The 17,685-nt window shown below is 36.5% G+C and carries 14 protein-coding genes and 1 riboswitch; of the genes, 3 read left to right on the top strand and 11 right to left on the bottom strand.

All coding sequences use genetic code 11. The features are described 5' to 3' along the window. Positions 1 to 2,239: hypothetical protein (locus tag Q5O30_RS04895; protein WP_302674595.1), on the bottom strand; the 2,239-nt coding region annotated here is incomplete at its 3' end. Between the two features lie 468 nt (positions 2,240 to 2,707). Continuing rightward, the gene (locus Q5O30_RS04890; protein ID WP_021952637.1) at positions 2,708 to 4,072 is read right to left on the bottom strand and encodes a helix-turn-helix domain-containing protein; all 1,365 of its coding nucleotides are present in this window, start codon (positions 4,070 to 4,072) and stop codon (positions 2,708 to 2,710) included. A gap of 721 nt (positions 4,073 to 4,793) precedes the next feature. Beyond that, positions 4,794 to 4,891, top strand: a riboswitch (purine riboswitch). An 87-nt stretch (positions 4,892 to 4,978) separates the two neighbouring features. Here Q5O30_RS04890 and Q5O30_RS04885 point away from each other — a divergent pair. Further along, positions 4,979 to 6,352, top strand: coding sequence for an NAD(P)/FAD-dependent oxidoreductase (locus tag Q5O30_RS04885; RefSeq protein ID WP_021952636.1), 1,374 nt, complete (start codon positions 4,979 to 4,981; stop codon positions 6,350 to 6,352). Between the two features lie 500 nt (positions 6,353 to 6,852). On the opposite strand, the gene Q5O30_RS04880 is transcribed toward Q5O30_RS04885, so the two are convergent. The 5 genes from Q5O30_RS04880 to treP form a co-directional block, all read right to left on the bottom strand. Continuing rightward, positions 6,853 to 7,311: a low molecular weight protein-tyrosine-phosphatase gene (locus Q5O30_RS04880; protein WP_021952635.1), complete on the bottom strand. Its 459-nt coding sequence runs from the start codon at positions 7,309 to 7,311 to the stop codon at positions 6,853 to 6,855. A 167-nt stretch (positions 7,312 to 7,478) separates the two neighbouring features. Beyond that, entirely contained in the window at positions 7,479 to 8,438 is a 960-nt protein-coding gene (locus tag Q5O30_RS04875) for a hypothetical protein (protein ID WP_021952634.1), read from the bottom strand. Continuing rightward, positions 8,438 to 9,235, bottom strand: coding sequence for a hypothetical protein (locus tag Q5O30_RS04870; protein WP_021952633.1), 798 nt, complete (start codon positions 9,233 to 9,235; stop codon positions 8,438 to 8,440). Before Q5O30_RS04870 ends, Q5O30_RS04875 begins: the two co-directional genes overlap by 1 nt. Positions 9,236 to 9,782: 547 nt before the next feature. Continuing rightward, positions 9,783 to 11,435, bottom strand: coding sequence for an alpha,alpha-phosphotrehalase (gene treC / locus Q5O30_RS04865; RefSeq protein WP_021952632.1), 1,653 nt, complete (start codon positions 11,433 to 11,435; stop codon positions 9,783 to 9,785). 10 nt (positions 11,436 to 11,445) lie between these two features. Then, the gene (gene treP, locus Q5O30_RS04860; protein ID WP_021952631.1) at positions 11,446 to 13,371 is read right to left on the bottom strand and encodes a PTS system trehalose-specific EIIBC component; all 1,926 of its coding nucleotides are present in this window, start codon (positions 13,369 to 13,371) and stop codon (positions 11,446 to 11,448) included. A gap of 203 nt (positions 13,372 to 13,574) precedes the next feature. Here treP and treR point away from each other — a divergent pair, with 203 nt between their 5' ends. Together treR and Q5O30_RS04850 are read left to right on the top strand one after the other, a co-directional pair. Continuing rightward, positions 13,575 to 14,300 (top strand): trehalose operon repressor, encoded by a 726-nt coding sequence (treR, locus tag Q5O30_RS04855; protein WP_021952630.1) that lies wholly within the window; start codon positions 13,575 to 13,577, stop codon positions 14,298 to 14,300. Between the two features lie 10 nt (positions 14,301 to 14,310). Then, positions 14,311 to 15,078 carry an HAD-IIB family hydrolase gene (locus Q5O30_RS04850; protein ID WP_021952629.1) on the top strand — a complete coding sequence of 256 codons (768 nt, stop codon included), beginning with the start codon at positions 14,311 to 14,313 and terminating at the stop codon, positions 15,076 to 15,078. 169 nt (positions 15,079 to 15,247) lie between these two features. Here the strand turns inward: Q5O30_RS04850 and Q5O30_RS04845 are convergent, their stop codons facing one another. The 4 genes from Q5O30_RS04845 to pncB all read right to left on the bottom strand — a co-directional run bounded on the left by Q5O30_RS04845 (position 15,248) and on the right by pncB (position 17,667). Next, complete coding sequence (locus Q5O30_RS04845) at positions 15,248 to 15,430, bottom strand: hypothetical protein (protein ID WP_302674594.1); 183 nt, start codon at positions 15,428 to 15,430, stop codon at positions 15,248 to 15,250. Next, entirely contained in the window at positions 15,393 to 15,515 is a 123-nt protein-coding gene (locus Q5O30_RS04840; protein WP_021952628.1) for a TetR family transcriptional regulator, read from the bottom strand. The genes Q5O30_RS04845 and Q5O30_RS04840 overlap by 38 nt, the downstream gene beginning before the upstream one ends. A 105-nt stretch (positions 15,516 to 15,620) precedes the next feature. Beyond that, positions 15,621 to 16,466 (bottom strand): NUDIX hydrolase, encoded by an 846-nt coding sequence (locus Q5O30_RS04835; protein WP_021952627.1) that lies wholly within the window; start codon positions 16,464 to 16,466, stop codon positions 15,621 to 15,623. Beyond that, complete coding sequence (gene pncB / locus Q5O30_RS04830; protein ID WP_021952626.1) at positions 16,459 to 17,667, bottom strand: nicotinate phosphoribosyltransferase; 1,209 nt, start codon at positions 17,665 to 17,667, stop codon at positions 16,459 to 16,461. Before pncB ends, Q5O30_RS04835 begins: the two co-directional genes overlap by 8 nt. Positions 17,668 to 17,685: the final 18 nt, after the last annotated feature.

Below are 17,685 nucleotides of genomic sequence, written 5' to 3'. Positions count from 1 at the left end.
TAGCTGTAGCTAAGTTAGTGTTTACATCTGCCGCCGTCATTTTGACCTTTATACCTGATGTAACCGGGGAATAGTCAATTTCGTCAATAAATTTCAGATACAAATATACATAAGTCCTTTCTCCTGTAAGAGTAAAGGTTGTATCACTGTCATCTGTTCCTTCTAATATCAGATTTTTGTTTGATTCCCCTTCCTTAAATGTTCTTCGGGAAAGCTCGCTTTTGCTAAGTTCCTTCGGTGACAAAATATACCTGAATTTTTTAACGGTGCTGCTTTGCAAATCAACACTTATAGAGCCTTTTCCATCTCTGACACCGGAAGCAAAAGGCTTTTTATCACTTCCGCTTTCCTCATCATTATCAGTTGTGTTAAGGACAATTCTATACACCTCTCCGGTTATATCGCATCTTGCCATATCATAAGTTTTAGTGTCATCAGGCACACTATCTTCCACCATAATTACAGGTGCCTTATTATCTAAGTAAAATGTTTTTGATGTGTCATTTCTTAAATCTCCAACGGTACCTGCCTCGTTATCCGAATAGTCTTTTAACAAATTTCTATTTTCAATATCTAATATGGTTATTCTGTAGTCTTCCTTCTTTTTCCCACTGGATTTTGGTTTTATAACCATATCACCGGTGATGGTTACCGGTTCAAAAGTGATTTTGGTGGAATCACCATAGTAAATACTTTTAGCTTTTGCCGTAATCTGTTTTCCTGCGGAACTATATATATTAAACTTTGCCTGTATTTTGGCAAGGTTTGTTCCGGAAACTTTTTTAATATTTTCATTATATTCCACACTGGCTGTTAATTTTGTTCCTACTTTTAAATAATAGTTTTCGTTGTCATTTAAATTGTTTATTTTCTGATTAGATGAAAGCTTAACACTTTTAATGTTAGGGCTTACTGCATCTAAATAAACCCTGCTTATGCTTACACCGTTTTTGTAGGCAGAATCATCCCTGAAGCTGTTGATATCCAACGGATTTCCTGCAATATCAGTAATGGCACTGGTGGTCTTTTTAATTTCATTTTCAAATTTAGTGGAATCGTTTATACCACTTTTTAATTTTGATATGGTTGAACTACTGTTTGAAAGTGTATTTCCATTGTTATCTAAAAATGCACGGTCAAATTTTGAGTTCTTATTTGCTGATGATTTCACTATAAGACTGCTTTGTTTATCAATGTCTGCAAGACCTGATACAAAGTAATCCATAGCCTCTGTTTTGTTATTTACCTTAATAGTTGCCGGTATGTCGTAAGAGAAAATTGCCGTATCATTCTTTAAACTAACAAGTTTTGCCTGAATGTGGGTAGCATTCTTTGTATTTTTCTTTGCTAAAGACAAACCTAACTTAATATTAGTAGACTGTTTACTTGAATTCTTGTTATCTGCCAAACGTACATATTCACTGAATTTTACCTTAGCGTAAAGGGTCTGACCTGCCTTAAAATAGGTCGTTTCACTGTCGCTGTTAGCTGCTGAAGTAATTTTTATACTTGAAATAGTAGGTGCCTTTGTATCCTTTAATGCTATAGATACATTTTCTATGTATGCACCACTACAACCGTCACAGCCTTTTTTTGCAGTCATATATACTACAAGACGGTTTTTGTAACCTCTGTCAGGATTAGTTGTATTCCAGCATCCGTTTCCTCCAATTTCTGAATAATCAGAATTGTCTTTTGTTTCAAATAGTCTGCCATAAAACCAGTCATTGTTATCGGCTTTTGGGTATCCGAAAATTATTTTTCCGTACTGTTTTATTTTGTTCCAATGACGTTTTGTACTTCTATGATTATGGTTTTTAACATTTGCACAAATGCTTTGCTCAATCTGACCTTTCTTTGCTAAATCATAGAGGCCAACAAACTTACTGCTTTTTAATTCAGCCCAGTAAGATTTTCCTGCGCCTCCATGCCTGTTCTGGTATGTAAGACCCAGCATATTTACATTGTTAAATGCACTTCCGTTCCTTGAATCTTCTGCTAAGGAGTTGGTTCTTGTTAATGCTTTGTATACGTTATCGGCATTGTCCCCTGACAACATATCGTTGCACATTAAGGAAACTCCTATTTTTTTAGGTTCGTAAGTAACTGCCGCATTTACATTAACAGCACCTCTAAAAAATTCCACAGCCGGAATACTTGTAACCACTATCGCCGTGGCAAGTATTGTGCTTAGAATCTTTTTGCTTTGTTTTAAAGTTTTAAATCTGTGTTTTGGCATAGATTCATCTCCTTCCTTCCCGTTTTTATTATATTATGTAAGTTTCAAAAGTATAAATTACAATTGCGTATAAATCGGGCTTTGTTTATAAGTAAAATTATAAACGAAAGAAGTTTTTCTGCCATCGTACGTTTTTAAGGAAAAATGGACATTTCCCCGGGATTCTACCTTTGTGCATCGGCTCTTAAGTGATGTGCAAAGGTGATATATACGTTTTTTGGGGTTCTATCTTTGTGCACCAACTTTTAAGTGATATGCAAAGGTGGTATATACGTTTTTCCGGGGAGATTATCTGGGAATGAAGTCATTTTGTTGTTGGACTTTATCTAAGTATGAAGTCTTTTGGCTGTTGTTCGGGCTGTTATGGTAGTATAGAGTTATTTGGCTATAAGCTGTTATTCGGGCTATTATGCAGTATAGAGTTATTCGGCTTGTTATTGTAGCATGGAGTCCTTTAGCTATAAGCTATTATCGCAGCATAAAATCCTTTAGTTGTTTTCTGTTGGTTATATTTAGTTTATTAAATACGCAGGTTAAATGTTGTTTTACCGTTCTTTGGGTAATATCCATATATTCTGCTATTTCCTTATTTGTCCATCCTCTGTTGGCAAGCATGGCAATGGTAAATTCCGTGGTGGTTAGGTTATCCGCCACATCCTCGTTAGTATCAGGATTGTGGATTCGTCTCCAACCGGCGCTGAATCTATATGTAATATCAATTATTCTGGCATAATCCTTTGGATATTCTTTTCTCATACAGGTTTCTATCAACCCCTGCAAAAGCCCATGATGCTCTCCTATTCCTTCTATTAAATCGTCAGGCTTTGCAATTCTCCATGCCTCCATAAAGTATTTTTTTGCCTCGTCCTTTTTCATCATATTCATGGCATCCATTGCTGCCACAAGATTTAAATATATCATAGCTATTGGGTATGTTTTGTCACAGGTCATAATGCATGCCTGAACAATTCCTAATGAACGCTCATATTCCTTATTAAGATACGCCTTGTGAGCCAAAACATATACTCCCCACAACTGCATTCCTTTGGTAAATTCCGTAAGGTATTCAGACAATGGTGGTATATGACCTACCGGAAGATGAAGCAGCGTGTGAGCCGCCGAAGCAACAAATACGCAACATGCCCTTGTTTTTTTGTCGGTGTTTTCAGCCATGGCTTTTTCAAGATATTCTTTTAGCCTCTCAAGACCAAGTCTTGCCGAATTGATTCTGTCTAATGACAGATTTGCAAAGGTATATATAAGACTTGCCGACAATTTAAGCATTATATCCTCATGATTTAAGTACATTTCAGCGTATGTAACTGCCTTTTCATGGTGACCGCTAAAGTAATAATACTCAGCGTATGCCATTTCCTTTTGTGGAATATCTTCTATGTTCTCAATAAATTCAAGACATTTTCCAAGAGGAAATGCCGAGCTCATAAGTAACATGGCAGTTCTGGTGATGTTAGGCGTTGTGGTTCTGGCAGGCGTTGTGATAACGGATGTTTTTTTGGTGTCCACACTGTTGTTATTTTCCGTAAAATCATCTGTACTAATGTTTTTCATTGTGCCATGGAATATCACCGGGTTATCCACACTATTGTTACCTGCTTTTTTGTCTGTCAATCCTAAAATATAGTCTGCCGACACTCCAAATTCCTTTGTCATTGCAATTAATATCTCACTGCTTATAGTTTTAGTTTCTTCATTTACTATTCGGCTGATTTGAGACGGAGTAACTCCTAATCTTCTGGCAAGCTCACTTCTGGATATGCCCGCCTCCTGACATAATGACATAATTATCTGACCTGATGTTTTGTCCAAATTCATTTTATTCCTGCTCCCTTCATATTTAAACTATAGCACACATTAAAAGCCATTGCAAATTTGCAAAAGTGGGTGATGGAGGAATTGTGGTAAGTGTGGGGCTTGTAAATACTTGCGGGAGATTCTTGTGGGAATTGTTGTGATTCCGGGATGTGGTGATATTCCCGGATGGATGCTGCGTGGGGTGGATGGTGAATGTTACGTGGGGTGGATGGTGAATGCTACGTGGGGTGGGATTCTGTGAGGTCCCGAGGGGGTGGGACGTTGTGATGTTTCTGTGGGGACGTTACATTAATATGAGTATTTTTGTAGATTTTTAATGTAGATAATTCAAATTTTTATAGCTTGGTGGAAGATAATTAGGCTTGTTTTTAGGAAATTACATTAATATATCAATTCTTGTATTTTTTTATTGTAAATATATGCATTTTGATTTCTAAATGAATTTTAAATTACAATAAAATATTTGTTTCACTTGATTTTTATTGTAATTTTTTTATCTGATGTTGACTTAGCTAACAATATGGGCGAGTTGTAATTAAAATTTACAATAAAATATGATTATTTTCCAATTATTAATGTAAAAACCCGAGATTAAGTTTCCTTGGGTATTAAAATTTACAACAGAATTTCAGATATTGTGTTTTTTTATGTAATTAATAAGGTGCCGGGGATTTTTCACAACATTTTCTCATAACATTCACTATTGCTTTTATGTATTATTTCTGATATTATCTGTAAGGATTATATAAGTTCATAATACGGATGAACGTTTCTACTAACTGCCGCAAATAGTTATCTATAACCGCTTTTATAGATATACTTTATTTAGCGGTATTTTTTTGCGTTTTTGGCAATTTCACACCGACTAAATAAGTTGGCATTACATATTAAATTAGGAGGATTTTTATGAAGCATTACGACGTTATTATTATTGGAGCCGGTCCTGGAGGTATTTTTGCAGCTTACGAGCTAACCAGAAAAAAGCCTGAACTTTCAATTGCCGTTTTTGAGGAGGGTCACAAGCTTTCCATGAGAAAATGTCCTATTGACGGCAATAAAGTTCCTAATTGCATCAACTGTAAAAGCTGTTCTATTATGAGTGGCTTTGGTGGCGCCGGAGCTTTTTCTGATGGAAAATACAATATTACAAATGATTTTGGTGGAACATTATACGAACACATTGGAAAAACAAAGGCTCTTGATTTAATGAGATATGTGGACGATATTAATATGTCCCACGGTGGAGAAGGGACCCATTTGTACTCTACCGCCGGAACTAAATTTAAGAAAATATGTATGCAAAACAAGTTAAAACTTTTAGATGCATCGGTTCGACATTTAGGAACGGATATTAACTACGTTGTTTTGGAAAATTTATATAATGAATTAAAAGAAACTATTGATTTTTACTTTGATACACCTGTGGTTTCAATCGAGAAAACAGACGACGGCTATGTTATTCATACGGCGGATGGCTCCTTTGAAAGCCCTAAATGTATTGTTTCTGTTGGTCGAAGCGGAAGCAAATGGATGGAAAAAGTTTGTCACGAAATGGATATCCCAACCAAATCAAATCGTGTGGATATTGGTGTCCGTGTGGAACTCCCTGCTGTTATTTTTTCCCATCTTACAGACGAACTCTATGAAAGCAAAATTGTTTACCGTACACAACAATTCGAGGATAACGTCCGTACTTTCTGTATGAATCCTCACGGTATTGTGGTAAACGAAAATACAAACGGCATTGTAACGGTCAATGGACACAGTTACGAAAGCGAAGAAATGCAGACTAAAAATACTAACTTTGCCCTTCTTGTGGCTAAGCATTTTTCAGAACCTTTCAAAGATAGTAACGGCTACGGCGAAAGCATTGCCAGACTTTCAAATATGTTAGGGGGTGGCGTTATTGTTCAGCGTTTTGGCGATTTGGTAAGAGGTCGACGCAGCACTGAGAACCGTATCGAGGAAGGACTTGTTACTCCTACTCTCTCAGCAACTCCGGGAGATTTAAGTCTTGTGCTTCCTAAACGTATTTTAGACGGCATTATTGAAATGATTTATGCATTAGATAAAATCGCTCCGGGAACAGCTAATGACGATACTTTGCTCTACGGAGTAGAGGTTAAATTCTACAATATGGAAGTGGAACTTAATGACAATCTTGAATGTAAATACAATGGATTATATATTATCGGGGACGGCAGTGGCGTAACCCACTCACTGTCTCATGCATCCGCAAGCGGTGTATATGTTGCAAGGGATATCTGTGAGAAGATGTAGCGATGTGTTGGGAGTAAAAGTTGGAATCTTTGGAGGTTGTCTTGCAGATTCAGATTGATGATTAGCTGAGAAATTGTTATGATAGTTGGAAACGGCAAAATTACATTAATAAATTTGTTTTAATATAATTTTGCCGTATTTTTCCTTATTGAAACTAATGTAGAGTATAAAAAGTACATTTTTTTCCTGATTTTTTCAATATTTACTGTAAATAATTGAATTTAATGGCTGGTATGACTAATTTTTTCATGATATTTACATTAAATAAAGTATTAAATAAGAATATTATTGTACCGGACTTAAATTGACTAATTTTCACTTTCTAAAAATACAATAATATTCTTGTATTTTTAGCTTTTTCCTGTAATTAACGTTTATAGCAAATGATATGAGAACTATGTGCCTGAAAATAAATGCACTATATACTAAAATTAATTTTTCAATACAAAACTACTTAGCATATGTTGTAAGCAAGCAGAAATTTTTACTTTATAAACTTGTTAAGACTTCTGTTGTAAATATTCCAGAAAGCCTCTGCATCCCCGCACCACATCAGAATATGTGATATCAAAATTTCCTGTGTACCACGGATCCGCTATGTCTGCCGAATCGTTGGCGAAAGTCAACAGTTTGTACACCTTGTTGTCCTTATCTCTTCCAATAATTCTCATAATATTTTTTTTATTTGCAGTGTCCATTCCAATGATGTAGTCAAAATCTTCATAATCCTGTTTTGTCATCCTTCTTGCACGATGATTTCCGCAGTAAATTCCTTCAAGATTTAGCTTGTTTCTAGTTCCTGGATGGACGGGATTTCCAATTTCTTCGTAGCTTGTAGCTGCTGAGTCGATGTAAAACTGCCAGGCTATGCCTTCCTGTTCAACCATATGTTGAAGGACGTATTGTGCCATAGTGGAGCGACAGATATTGCCGTGGCAAACAAAAAGTATTTTTATCATAGTTTTGTTTCTCCTTGATTTGCCCCGGAATGCCCTGTTTTGCAAGGGTTTTCGGGGTTATTGTGATATGCTCTGAAATTACAGATTGTGGCAAATCAGAGCAAGATTGAGCAAGTTGTTACTACCTGTTAGTAGTAAAATTGGTAGTAAAAGGGAAAGGGAGACTACTAAGAATTTTGCTCTTGATTTTGAAGTTTCTCAATCATCTGTCGAAAAACATTCATAGGCAGTACACAATCTTCATCAAGATGCTTTTCTAACTTTATCCAATCTAAGTGCTCATCCGTTACATAATTTTTAACATCGTCAGAAACATTTACTCCAATCACCTCTAACACAGCTATTCGTAATGCAATCTCCAAAATATAAAACGCATACAAATTTACCATGTTATCAGTCTCTGTATCAGGGTTATTTATATACGAACCCAAGCTTCCAGATTTATAAATATAATGTGTCAGCTCATTTCTTGTGTCTCCTAATGCCTCAATTGCTCTAGAGGATGAAATTCCAAGAAGTGCTGCTCCATGCTTATATTTTTTTGCATCTATTTTCCTAAGGATTATATTTATATTTCCAGAATTATTACTGCTACTACCATTACAATACTTGATTGCAAAGCCATCGCAAATGTGCATTAATAAAACTAATCTGTGCTCTAAATTGATACTAGAATATGATTCTGAAATCAGATAAAAGAAAGAGGAAAACATGGAGGCATTCATTGATTTGTCTTTTCTGTCTAAATGTCTGATATTCCTGTATTTTTCAACAATCTCCTCATTGATTTGTCTTTGATTCCTACATAATAGGATTGCACTAGAAACCCATTTTGTATCAGTAGTACGACAATTAATAGTCACGAGGCTATCTATCGTTTTTTCAACACCATCAACAGCATAACTAATAGGTTTGTAAAAATAACCATCTTCCCAAACCAGCAATTCCCATATCAATATAATATACTGCAGATTGTCATCTTCATTATTTCCATCTACAGCCAATTCACACTTTATATCCTTTATAATTATTGAAACATTCCTCATATTTTTTGAAGAAAAAGAAATCTCCTGATCACTCCAACTTCTAATGCTATTTTTAATTTCAAATACAACCTTTGAAATCACTAAATCATCTCCTCGCCAATTTGATGTGAAATATAACCAATAGAAAATTTAAATTCTCTCATATCCTCTGTTTCCAATATTTTAGTATTATCCAGTTTACCAATCCTAACAAAATGGTCTATCGGCAATTCATGTGCAATCACAAGTCTATATTCTCTTTGATAAGCCAAGTCCTTATTTTTATATAAAAATCTTTCTTTCGCACTTTTGCTAAATGCTTGCATCCTGTCCAAACGATTCTGCTCACAATATTCTACTTTATCAAAAATATAATCACATTCATTTTCTTCACAATAGTAATTAATATGACGTTCTAATTCCCTGCCATTTACAATCACACAAAATTTCCCAAACTTTTCAACCATACTATCATATTCTTCCTCTGTAAATGGGAACAAAAAATCTGCACGTTTTTCATCTGCGTACACTAACTTCATATCTCTCAATGTCATTCCAACAAAAGAAACCATTGGCACTAAATCATCATCCCTAAATTGAAATCTCAAAGTTCCCTTTGGTACAGCCATAACAATCTCATTTGTTTCTTTGTCACACATTATTATTGATTGTGCCTCAATAATTGACATTAATTCAAATTGATCTCCTTGTCCACGTTCTCCCGATTCAATTTCTTTTTCTCTGAAATATTTAGGTGTATTTGCATATAATTTTCCTTCACAAATATCTGTTGCAAATTTTTCTTCTGAACAAAATTTCAAATAAAATAATGGTCTGGTACCAGTTAATTTTTCTAATTCAGAAACCAAATGTTCTTTATCCTTATCCGATATTTCCATACTTATCAACCTTTCTTTATAATCATTAGTATTATATCGTCATTTCCACTTCTTTTCCACAGAAAAAACGCCCCAGCCTAAGCCAGAGCGTCATCCTTCTTCCATATCAAATTACCTTAAACATCTTCTGCGACATTGGTTTCTCTTTCTTCTGATCAACCTCCGCCTGTGCTTTCCTAAACTCTTCCATTCTCTTCAATTCTTCCTCAGCGTCATCGAATCCGATATGCGTGTACACATTCATTGTGACTGATATATCCGAATGCCCCATGAGGTATTGTAATGTCTCGGAAGACACATGCTATGCTGAGCCACTGCTTCTGTCCTCCGGACAACTTCATCCCCCACCCTACGATATAGATATCATATCCGTCCTTCAGGTTCATAATTAACTCGTGAACTCCCGCTTCCTTTGCCGCCTCCACGACCTCTTCTCTCGTGTTTTCTTTGCATTACATAACCATTAACAGCCGACAGCCAAAAATCTGCAGGCTACTATTATTATCCATACACTCTTTTCAAAGATATCAGTGGACAGATTCATATATTATCTCTTTCTGTAAAGCATCATTGCTTCATAAGGTTTTAAGGAAATCTTTGACTCTTCTATTTTTTGTTCAGAATAGTTGCCCAGCAATGTTTCGAAGCCCTTCAGATCCATTCCACTATCCCATACAACTTCTGTTTTATAGAAGTTACAGACTACCAGCATTTTTTCCTCTCCGTAAATTCTTTCATAGGCAATAATGGATGGATGTCTTACATCTAACGGCCTGATATCACCATATGCAATGATATCCAGCTCTTTACGTAAAGCTACGAGCTTTTTATAGTAGTTGAAAATGGATGTTTCATCATGCAGCTGGCTCTGTGCATTAATCTTGGTATAATTTTCATTCACACCAATCCATGGCATTCCCTTGGTAAAGCCACCGTAATTTTCACCATTCCACTGCATTGGTGTTCTTCCGTTATCCCTGGAATGAATCTGGATAATACGAAATGCATCTTCTTTAGAAAGACCTTTCTGCTGCAGAATTTCATAATGGTTCAAACTTTCTACATCACGAAACTGACTGATGTCAGTGAAATCGGTATTTGTCATACCAATCTCTTCACCCTGGTAAATATATGGAGTACCGCGAAGCCCATGAATGATGGTCGCAAGCATTTTAGCTGACTTTTTCCAGTATTTTCCTTCATCACCAAATCTGGAAACCGGACGCGGCTGATCGTGATTGCACCAGAACACTGCATTCCAGGCATGGTTCTTGGCCATTCCAATTTGCCAGCTAAAGAGAATATCTTTCAATTTCTGGAAATCTGTTGGTACAAGCACCCATTTTTCATTCCCCATAAAGTCAACCTTTAAATGATGGAAGCTAAATACCATGGAAAGCTCATGGCTGTCTTCACCTGCATATTCAAAACAATTTTCCATAGATGTGCTGGACATTTCACCGACAGTAATAATTTCTGCATCCTGTCCGAATGACTCCGCATTTAATTCTTTCAGGTACTGATGGACGTTTGGTCCGTCAGTGTAAAATCTACGGCCATCCCCTTCGAAATCATCTTCGAATTTATCTTTGCTGATAAGATTCACTACATCAAATCGGAAACCCTTGACACCTTTGCTCATCCAAAAACGTACAACCTTCTGAACCTCTTTACGCACCTTGGGGTTATCCCAGTTCAGATCCGGCTGCTTTACATGGAATAAATGCAAATAGTATTCATCCATTTCCGGCACATATTCCCATGCACTTCCTCCGAACTTACTTTCCCAGTTTGTGGGTGCACTGCCATCCTCTTTTCCTTTTTTGAAAATATAATAGTTCTTATATCTTTCATCTCCGGCCAATGCTTTCTGGAACCATTCATGATTGCTGGAGGTATGGTTAAATACCATATCCAGCATCAGTTTGATGCCACGCTTCTGTGCCTCTCTGGAAAGCTCTTCAAAATCTTCCATCGTACCGTAACGGGGATCAATGTTATAGTAATCCTCCACATCATAACCGTTATCATACTGGGGGGACACAAAAAACGGAGTCATCCAAATATAGTCCACGCCCAATTCTTTTATATAATCTAACTTTGCCGTCACACCCTTTAAATCCCCAAATCCATCTCCGTTGGTATCATAAAAGGATCTGGGATAAATCTGATATACAGTGCTTTTTCTAAAATCTGTCATACAATTCCTCTTATTCTATCTTTGCTATTGTTGTCTCTTTTTCAATTGCATGAATGCCTGTCATAAATACTATATTTTCCATATTACCTGGCTCAGCAATGACGCAAATGATCGTATCAACATAACCTGCTTCACTGATTTTCTTTTTATCAAATTTGATCAGGGGTGTTCCGGCAGATACCTTCTGGCCTTCTTTTACAAGGTATTCAAAACCGTCACCTTTCATGGCTACAGTATCAATTCCGATATGTAAAAGGATCTGTGCACCGTTTGCAAGTTTTAAACCACATGCATGACGTGACTCCTGCATAAGTAAGTTGACTGTTGCATCAGCCGGAGCATAAACAGTTTCATTCTCCGGAATGATTGCACATCCTTCACCCATGGTTCCTGCGGAAAACACACCGTCATTCACTTCTTTTAATGTAATCACATCACCTGTTGCAAATGCTTTTAATTCTGTTACCTCTACTGATTTAACTTCTTCTGCTGATTTAACTTCTTCTACTGATTTAACTTCTTTGGGCTGAAGTTTTGTTTTACCAACCATAACTGTTAATACAAATGGAACTGCTACGGCAATTAACATACAAATAGCAAAGGTTAACATGGATTGGGGCTGCATGGAAAGGATTCCCGGAAGACCGCCAACACCGATTGCATTTGCTGTACTGTTTGTAGCTACACAGACAATTGATGCACATGCAGAACCAATCATACCGCAGATGAAAGGATAACTATGTTTCAAGTTTACACCAAACATTGCCGGTTCTGTAACCCCAAGATAACAGGAGATACATGACGGAATGTTTACTTCCTGCGCCTGGGCATCTTTTTTCTGAAGATAGATCATGCCTAATACTGCGGAACCCTGTGCGATATTGGACAAAGCAATCATTGGCCATAACATTGTTCCGCCAAAGTCAGCAATCAACTGTAAGTCAATTGCATTTGACATATGATGAAGTCCTGTGATTACAAGCGGTGCATACACAAAACCGAAGATTGCACCGAATACAATTTTCAGTGGTCCTGTGATTCCTGCGTATACAACGGAGGAAATGACAGAGCCGATTTTCCATCCGATTGGTCCAAGCACAAAGTGTGCTGCCATAACAGAGAGTACTAAGCTACAGAAAGGTACCACGATCATAGAAATTACGGATGGACAGATCTTCTTGAAGAATTTTTCAAGATATGCCAGTGTAAATGCTGCCAGAATTGCAGGAATGACCTGAGCCTGATAACCAATCATATTTACCTGTACAAAACCGAAATCCCACTTTGGAATATCTGCTGCCGCTGTGCCTGCCACTGCATATGCATTTAAGAGCTGACCAGACACAAGTGTAAGTCCAAGTACGATACCAAGCATCTGTGTTGTACCCATTTTCTTGGTTACAGACCAGCAGATACCAACTGGCAACATATGGAATACCGCTTCTCCGATGAGCCACAGGAAACTGTCAATCCCTGACCAGAACTGGCTGATATCACAGAGCGTCTTTGTACCGTTTTCAAATAAATATAAGCTGTCAATGCAGTTTCTGAATCCCAAAATCAAACCACCCACAATGATTGCAGGAATGAGTGGAGCGAAAATTTCTGCTAATGCAGTCATAATTCTCTGAACTATGTTCTGATTCTGTTTTGCTGCGCTCTTTACAGCATCTTTCGATACGCCTTCAATGCCTGCAACTGCTATGAAGTCGTTGTAAAAATCTGAAACCGTGTTCCCGATGATTACCTGGAACTGTCCTGCCTGTGTGAAACTTCCCTTAACAACTTTCATTGCTTCAATTTTCTGAATATCCGCTTTCTTCGGATCATTTAATACGAATCTCATTCGTGTGATACAATGTGATACTGCAGCAATGTTTTCTCTTCCTCCCACAAGGTGCAGTAATTCTTTTGCGTCGTTTATATACTTACCCATCTTGATTCTCCTTATTAAAATAAATGTTTCGCGCTCATTCTTGTTTAAACAAGTTTTTTGTGATTATGTTATATCATACTTGTTTAAACATGTCAACACTTATTTTAAAACTTGTTTAGACAAGTTATATCCTATTTAATTCTTGACTTTCCATATGTAAATATTATAATAAATGATGGATGTTCAAACAAGTGGAGGAACTTATGCCGAAAGCAAAATATGCAAAAATTTATAAAGACTTGAAAAGAAAAATTGAGACCGGAGAATATGAATTTCAGGAACTTCTCCCCTCTGAAAATACACTGGTGCAGGAATATGACTGCTCACGCAATACCATTCGCCGTGCCATCGGGGATCTGGTAGCCGATGGATATGTACAGACGATGCAGGGGAAAGGGGTACGAATTATCTTCCAGCCCGCATTACAGACCTCATTTACCATCGGCTCAATTGAAACGTTTACGGAATCTGCAAAGAGAAATAACCAGAAATCCCAAACCAAGGTAATTCACTTTGCAGAATTGGTAGTAGACAAAAAAATGGCTGCAAAAACCGGTTTTAATATTGGCGATGAGATTTATTATCTGCAGAGACTTCATTACTTAGATGGGAAAGCACTTATTCTAAACCATAATTATTTTTTGAAAAGCGTTGCTAAAGATCTAACTATAGAGATTGCAGAAAAGTCGATTTACGATTATCTGGAAAATACTCTTGGAGTTTCCATTGTCACAAGTAAACGTATCATTACCGTAGAAAAGATGACTGAAATTGATGAAAAATATTTGGATTTTGGAGACTATAACTGTATGGCTGTTGTCAGCTCTCATACTTACAATAGTGATGGTGTTATGTTTGAATATACCCAGTCACGCCATCGCCCTGATTACTTTAGCTTCCAGGATAATGCAACAAGACGATCAATTTAGCAGGAGAAATATGAAACAGAAAAATATTTTATTTACAGACATGGATGGAACAATATTGTTCTCTGATAATGGAAAAACATATTTTAAGGAATCAGATTTAGATGCAATAAAGGAATTCCAGCAAAGAGGAAATCTGATTGTAATTAACTCCGGCAGAGCATTGCCATGGATAGTTGCTCCGTTGGAAGGATATCTTTTGCCTGATTACATGATTGCCAGTACAGGGAGTATTATCGCGGATAGTCATCAACAAATACTGCATGAAGAACCTGTATCATTTACAGCAATCAAAAAAATAATAAACGAATATGCATCGGATATACCATTAACAGTTCATACGAAAGACAACGTATTTTCATGCAATCAAAAAAAGCAGTACAGCCTGCCAATAACACCTATTAGCAGTATTGATTTATTAAAAACGGAAAAACTTTATGGAATGTCATTCCATTTCAAAGACAATAAATCTGCAAAAGCTTTTGCAGACTGGCTGGAAAAGTCAGATCACCAGGAGGTGAGAGTTTTTGTAAATATCCAGGATGTTGACATGGTGTGGAGAGACTGTTCAAAAGGGAACGCCATGAACATCCTTTGTCAGAAACTTGGATTCATGCATGAACAAGTCTACGCCATTGGTGATGCTGAAAATGACATTGATATGTTAAGGGCAACAAAGCATGGTTATACATTCCATCATTCTCCAGCTACTGTGAAGCAATATGCAGAAGGCTGTGTCAAATCTGTGTCAGAGTTAATTGATAAAATATTGAGTGTGTGAAACTTTTTCTGTAAATAGCTAATAACAGCAAGGTCTTCTATGGTAAAATATAACTCATAGGAGGTCTTTTATTATGGCAAGAAGAGAAAAGAAACCTGTACACTACGATAGATTTACCATGTCAAATGTATTTTACATAGCAAAAAATGAACCTTTTTTACCAACAAATTTAAAATATCTGCCCTGGCATTTTCTTCTTCTCCTTATATGGAAACTGTTTATCAAATTCTTCTGCTTCTCCTTCGTCCACCATATATCCTTCCGGTGTGGAATATTCACCTTCACCCCCGTCAAGATATCCCGGTATCAGCTCTTTACACAGAAAAAATGATGCATCCTCTCCCTCCGGCAATCTGACTTACAGAAACTGCCTCATAACCATCTCTCGCAAACAAATGAAGTGCCACAATTAATATTTCTTCTTTTCTGTTCCCCATTTTCAGTTACCTCCATATGTAAATAAACGACCGTTCACTTTTGTTCTAGTAAACGGTCGTTTATTTGTCAAGTTAATATATTTATTGGTTTAATATTATTTTCCCTCAAAAAACCTCCATATTCCTTACGCACAGCTTTGGCGGTCTATAAGATGTTTCCCTTTCCCACTCATCGGTTTCAACAATATAGTTACCTATCTTTCTTCTAAAATTAGGAACCTTTCCGTCAATATTAAATATCGCCTTGTATGTGGCCTCTAGCTGTCCCACAGTAAATGTTTCCGGAACAAACTCAAACAATAATCTTATATCACTAAGAATACCATTCTTTAGTTTCTGAAACAGCTCCGTAATAATTAATGCATGGTCAAATCCAAGATTCTCTGATTTGCAAATACTCCATTTATGCTTTACCCTGCCCATTTCCATGGTTTTATCACACTTTACCACTATGTTTATGCTGCAGGAATCATCCTCAGCAGTTAAATTCAAATTGTACACTGTACAGTTTTCTCCTGCCTCTTTTTCTTCAGATAAATTAAACCACTTTGCCTCCCATGCATCAGAATCTGCTCTTAAATTGCAGTCACTTTTATTTATTGCCCCAATAAAAGCATTTGACACAATCCATCCACGGGGATCTCTCCCTGTTTCACTAAAGGTTTTAGTATTTTCAAGATACGCATTTCTTACATTAGTTTCTTCGTAAAGTTCACGTGCTGCCGCCTCCTCCAATGTTTCACCCTTCTCATAAAATCCACCGGGCAATGCCCACTGACCTTTAAAGGGATTAGAAGCTCTTTTTATCAATAATATCTGTAACGGTCCAACATTGACTTTTTTGGCATTTTTAATTGAATTATCCAGTGTAAACAATACAATATCCGTGGCAATTGATGGTCTGTCGTACTTTGTTATGTCATATTCCTTCAAAAAATCTTTCTCAGTCATTTTGCATTCTCCAATCTATGCATCTTGTTAAATAATGTTCGTATTTTGGATTTCTGCACATACCTTTTCCCGGAGTATCACTTATTTTTGCCACATCCATTCCATTGCACTTTGTGGTTTTCATTACAATATTAAGTGCCGGTACATCAGTATCATTACTTATATATGTGCCAATGCCAAATGCAACATTAATCTTTTTACTAAAATATTTGTATAATTTATCAGCTCTTTCAAAATCAAGCGAATCACTAAACAACAAAGTTTTGTTTTGCGGATTAATTCCAAGGTTCTTGTAATGTTTAATCATTTTTTCTCCCCATTCAAAAGGGTCTCCGCTGTCGTGTCTTACACCACTAAATAAAGTTGCATAAGTCAGCTGGAAGTCCTTTAAGAAACAATCCGTTGTAATTGTATCCGTTAAAGCAGTACCGTTTAATATACCGTACTCCTTAACCCATGCATCCAAAGCATACCAGTTTGAATATGCCGGATTGTGTTTATGATTTCCCTGTCCTACACACATAACCCATTCATGAGCCATAGTTCCTACAGGAGTAAGATTGTACTTCTTTGCCAGATATACATTACTTGTTCCAATAAACTTAGTAGTTCCGTGCATTTTACCACTTAAATCAGCCAGTTTCTCAATTGCTATTTCCTGAGCTTTAGCAGACAATCTTCTTCTCAGACCAAATTCTGAGAAATTGCCTAATTCCAACTTTCCGTCTTTCAGTTTTTCACATTTTTTATCAAGTCTTTTCTTAAAGCTTTCAAATAATTCATCATAATCATAAGCCATTCTAAAATAAACTTCATTTACAATAGCCAATGTAGGAATTTCATACATTGATGTATTAAGCCATGTTCCCTTTGTTTCAATGGTCAATCCGCAATCTGCATCTGTTGTTATCTCAAAATCTTCATATCTTGGCTGCCACAATCTGAGAAAATCAACGTATGAACCCTTTAACCATTTAATGCTGTGAAGATATTCCAGCTCATTTTCCGTAAATCTAAGATTGCAATATAACTTAATCTGCTCCTTTATTTCCTCCACCATTTCAGATGTAAAATACACATCCTTATTTCTGCATTTAAAATCCCATGTTGTTTTGTAATCACTAAACTGGTGGTAAATTACCTGACCCATTGAAAATTTATATAAATCATTTTCCAATAAACTATTAATAATCTGTTCCATAATACTAACCTCTTTCTT

Origin of the sequence: Eubacterium sp. CAG:161 (genome assembly GCF_000432355.1) — a bacterium.
Taxonomy (GTDB): domain Bacteria; phylum Bacillota; class Clostridia; order Lachnospirales; family Lachnospiraceae; genus Eubacterium_G; species Eubacterium_G segne.
Note: the sequence above shows the minus strand (reverse complement) of the source record. Positions and strands in the feature narration are given on the sequence as shown.

Coding starts and splice junctions, on each gene's coding strand:
- treP (WP_021952631.1), bottom strand. CDS start 13,371: ATGGGTAAGTATATAAACGACGCAAAAGAATTACTGCACCTTGTGGGA.
- pncB (WP_021952626.1), bottom strand. CDS start 17,667: ATGGAACAGATTATTAATAGTTTATTGGAAAATGATTTATATAAATTT.
- Q5O30_RS04885 (WP_021952636.1), top strand. CDS start 4,979: ATGAAGCATTACGACGTTATTATTATTGGAGCCGGTCCTGGAGGTATT.
- Q5O30_RS04880 (WP_021952635.1), bottom strand. CDS start 7,311: ATGATAAAAATACTTTTTGTTTGCCACGGCAATATCTGTCGCTCCACT.
- Q5O30_RS04840 (WP_021952628.1), bottom strand. CDS start 15,515: ATGGGGAACAGAAAAGAAGAAATATTAATTGTGGCACTTCATTTGTTT.
- Q5O30_RS04835 (WP_021952627.1), bottom strand. CDS start 16,466: ATGACTGAGAAAGATTTTTTGAAGGAATATGACATAACAAAGTACGAC.
- treR (WP_021952630.1), top strand. CDS start 13,575: ATGCCGAAAGCAAAATATGCAAAAATTTATAAAGACTTGAAAAGAAAA.
- Q5O30_RS04850 (WP_021952629.1), top strand. CDS start 14,311: ATGAAACAGAAAAATATTTTATTTACAGACATGGATGGAACAATATTG.
- Q5O30_RS04890 (WP_021952637.1), bottom strand. CDS start 4,072: ATGAATTTGGACAAAACATCAGGTCAGATAATTATGTCATTATGTCAG.
- treC (WP_021952632.1), bottom strand. CDS start 11,435: ATGACAGATTTTAGAAAAAGCACTGTATATCAGATTTATCCCAGATCC.
- Q5O30_RS04870 (WP_021952633.1), bottom strand. CDS start 9,235: ATGGAAATATCGGATAAGGATAAAGAACATTTGGTTTCTGAATTAGAA.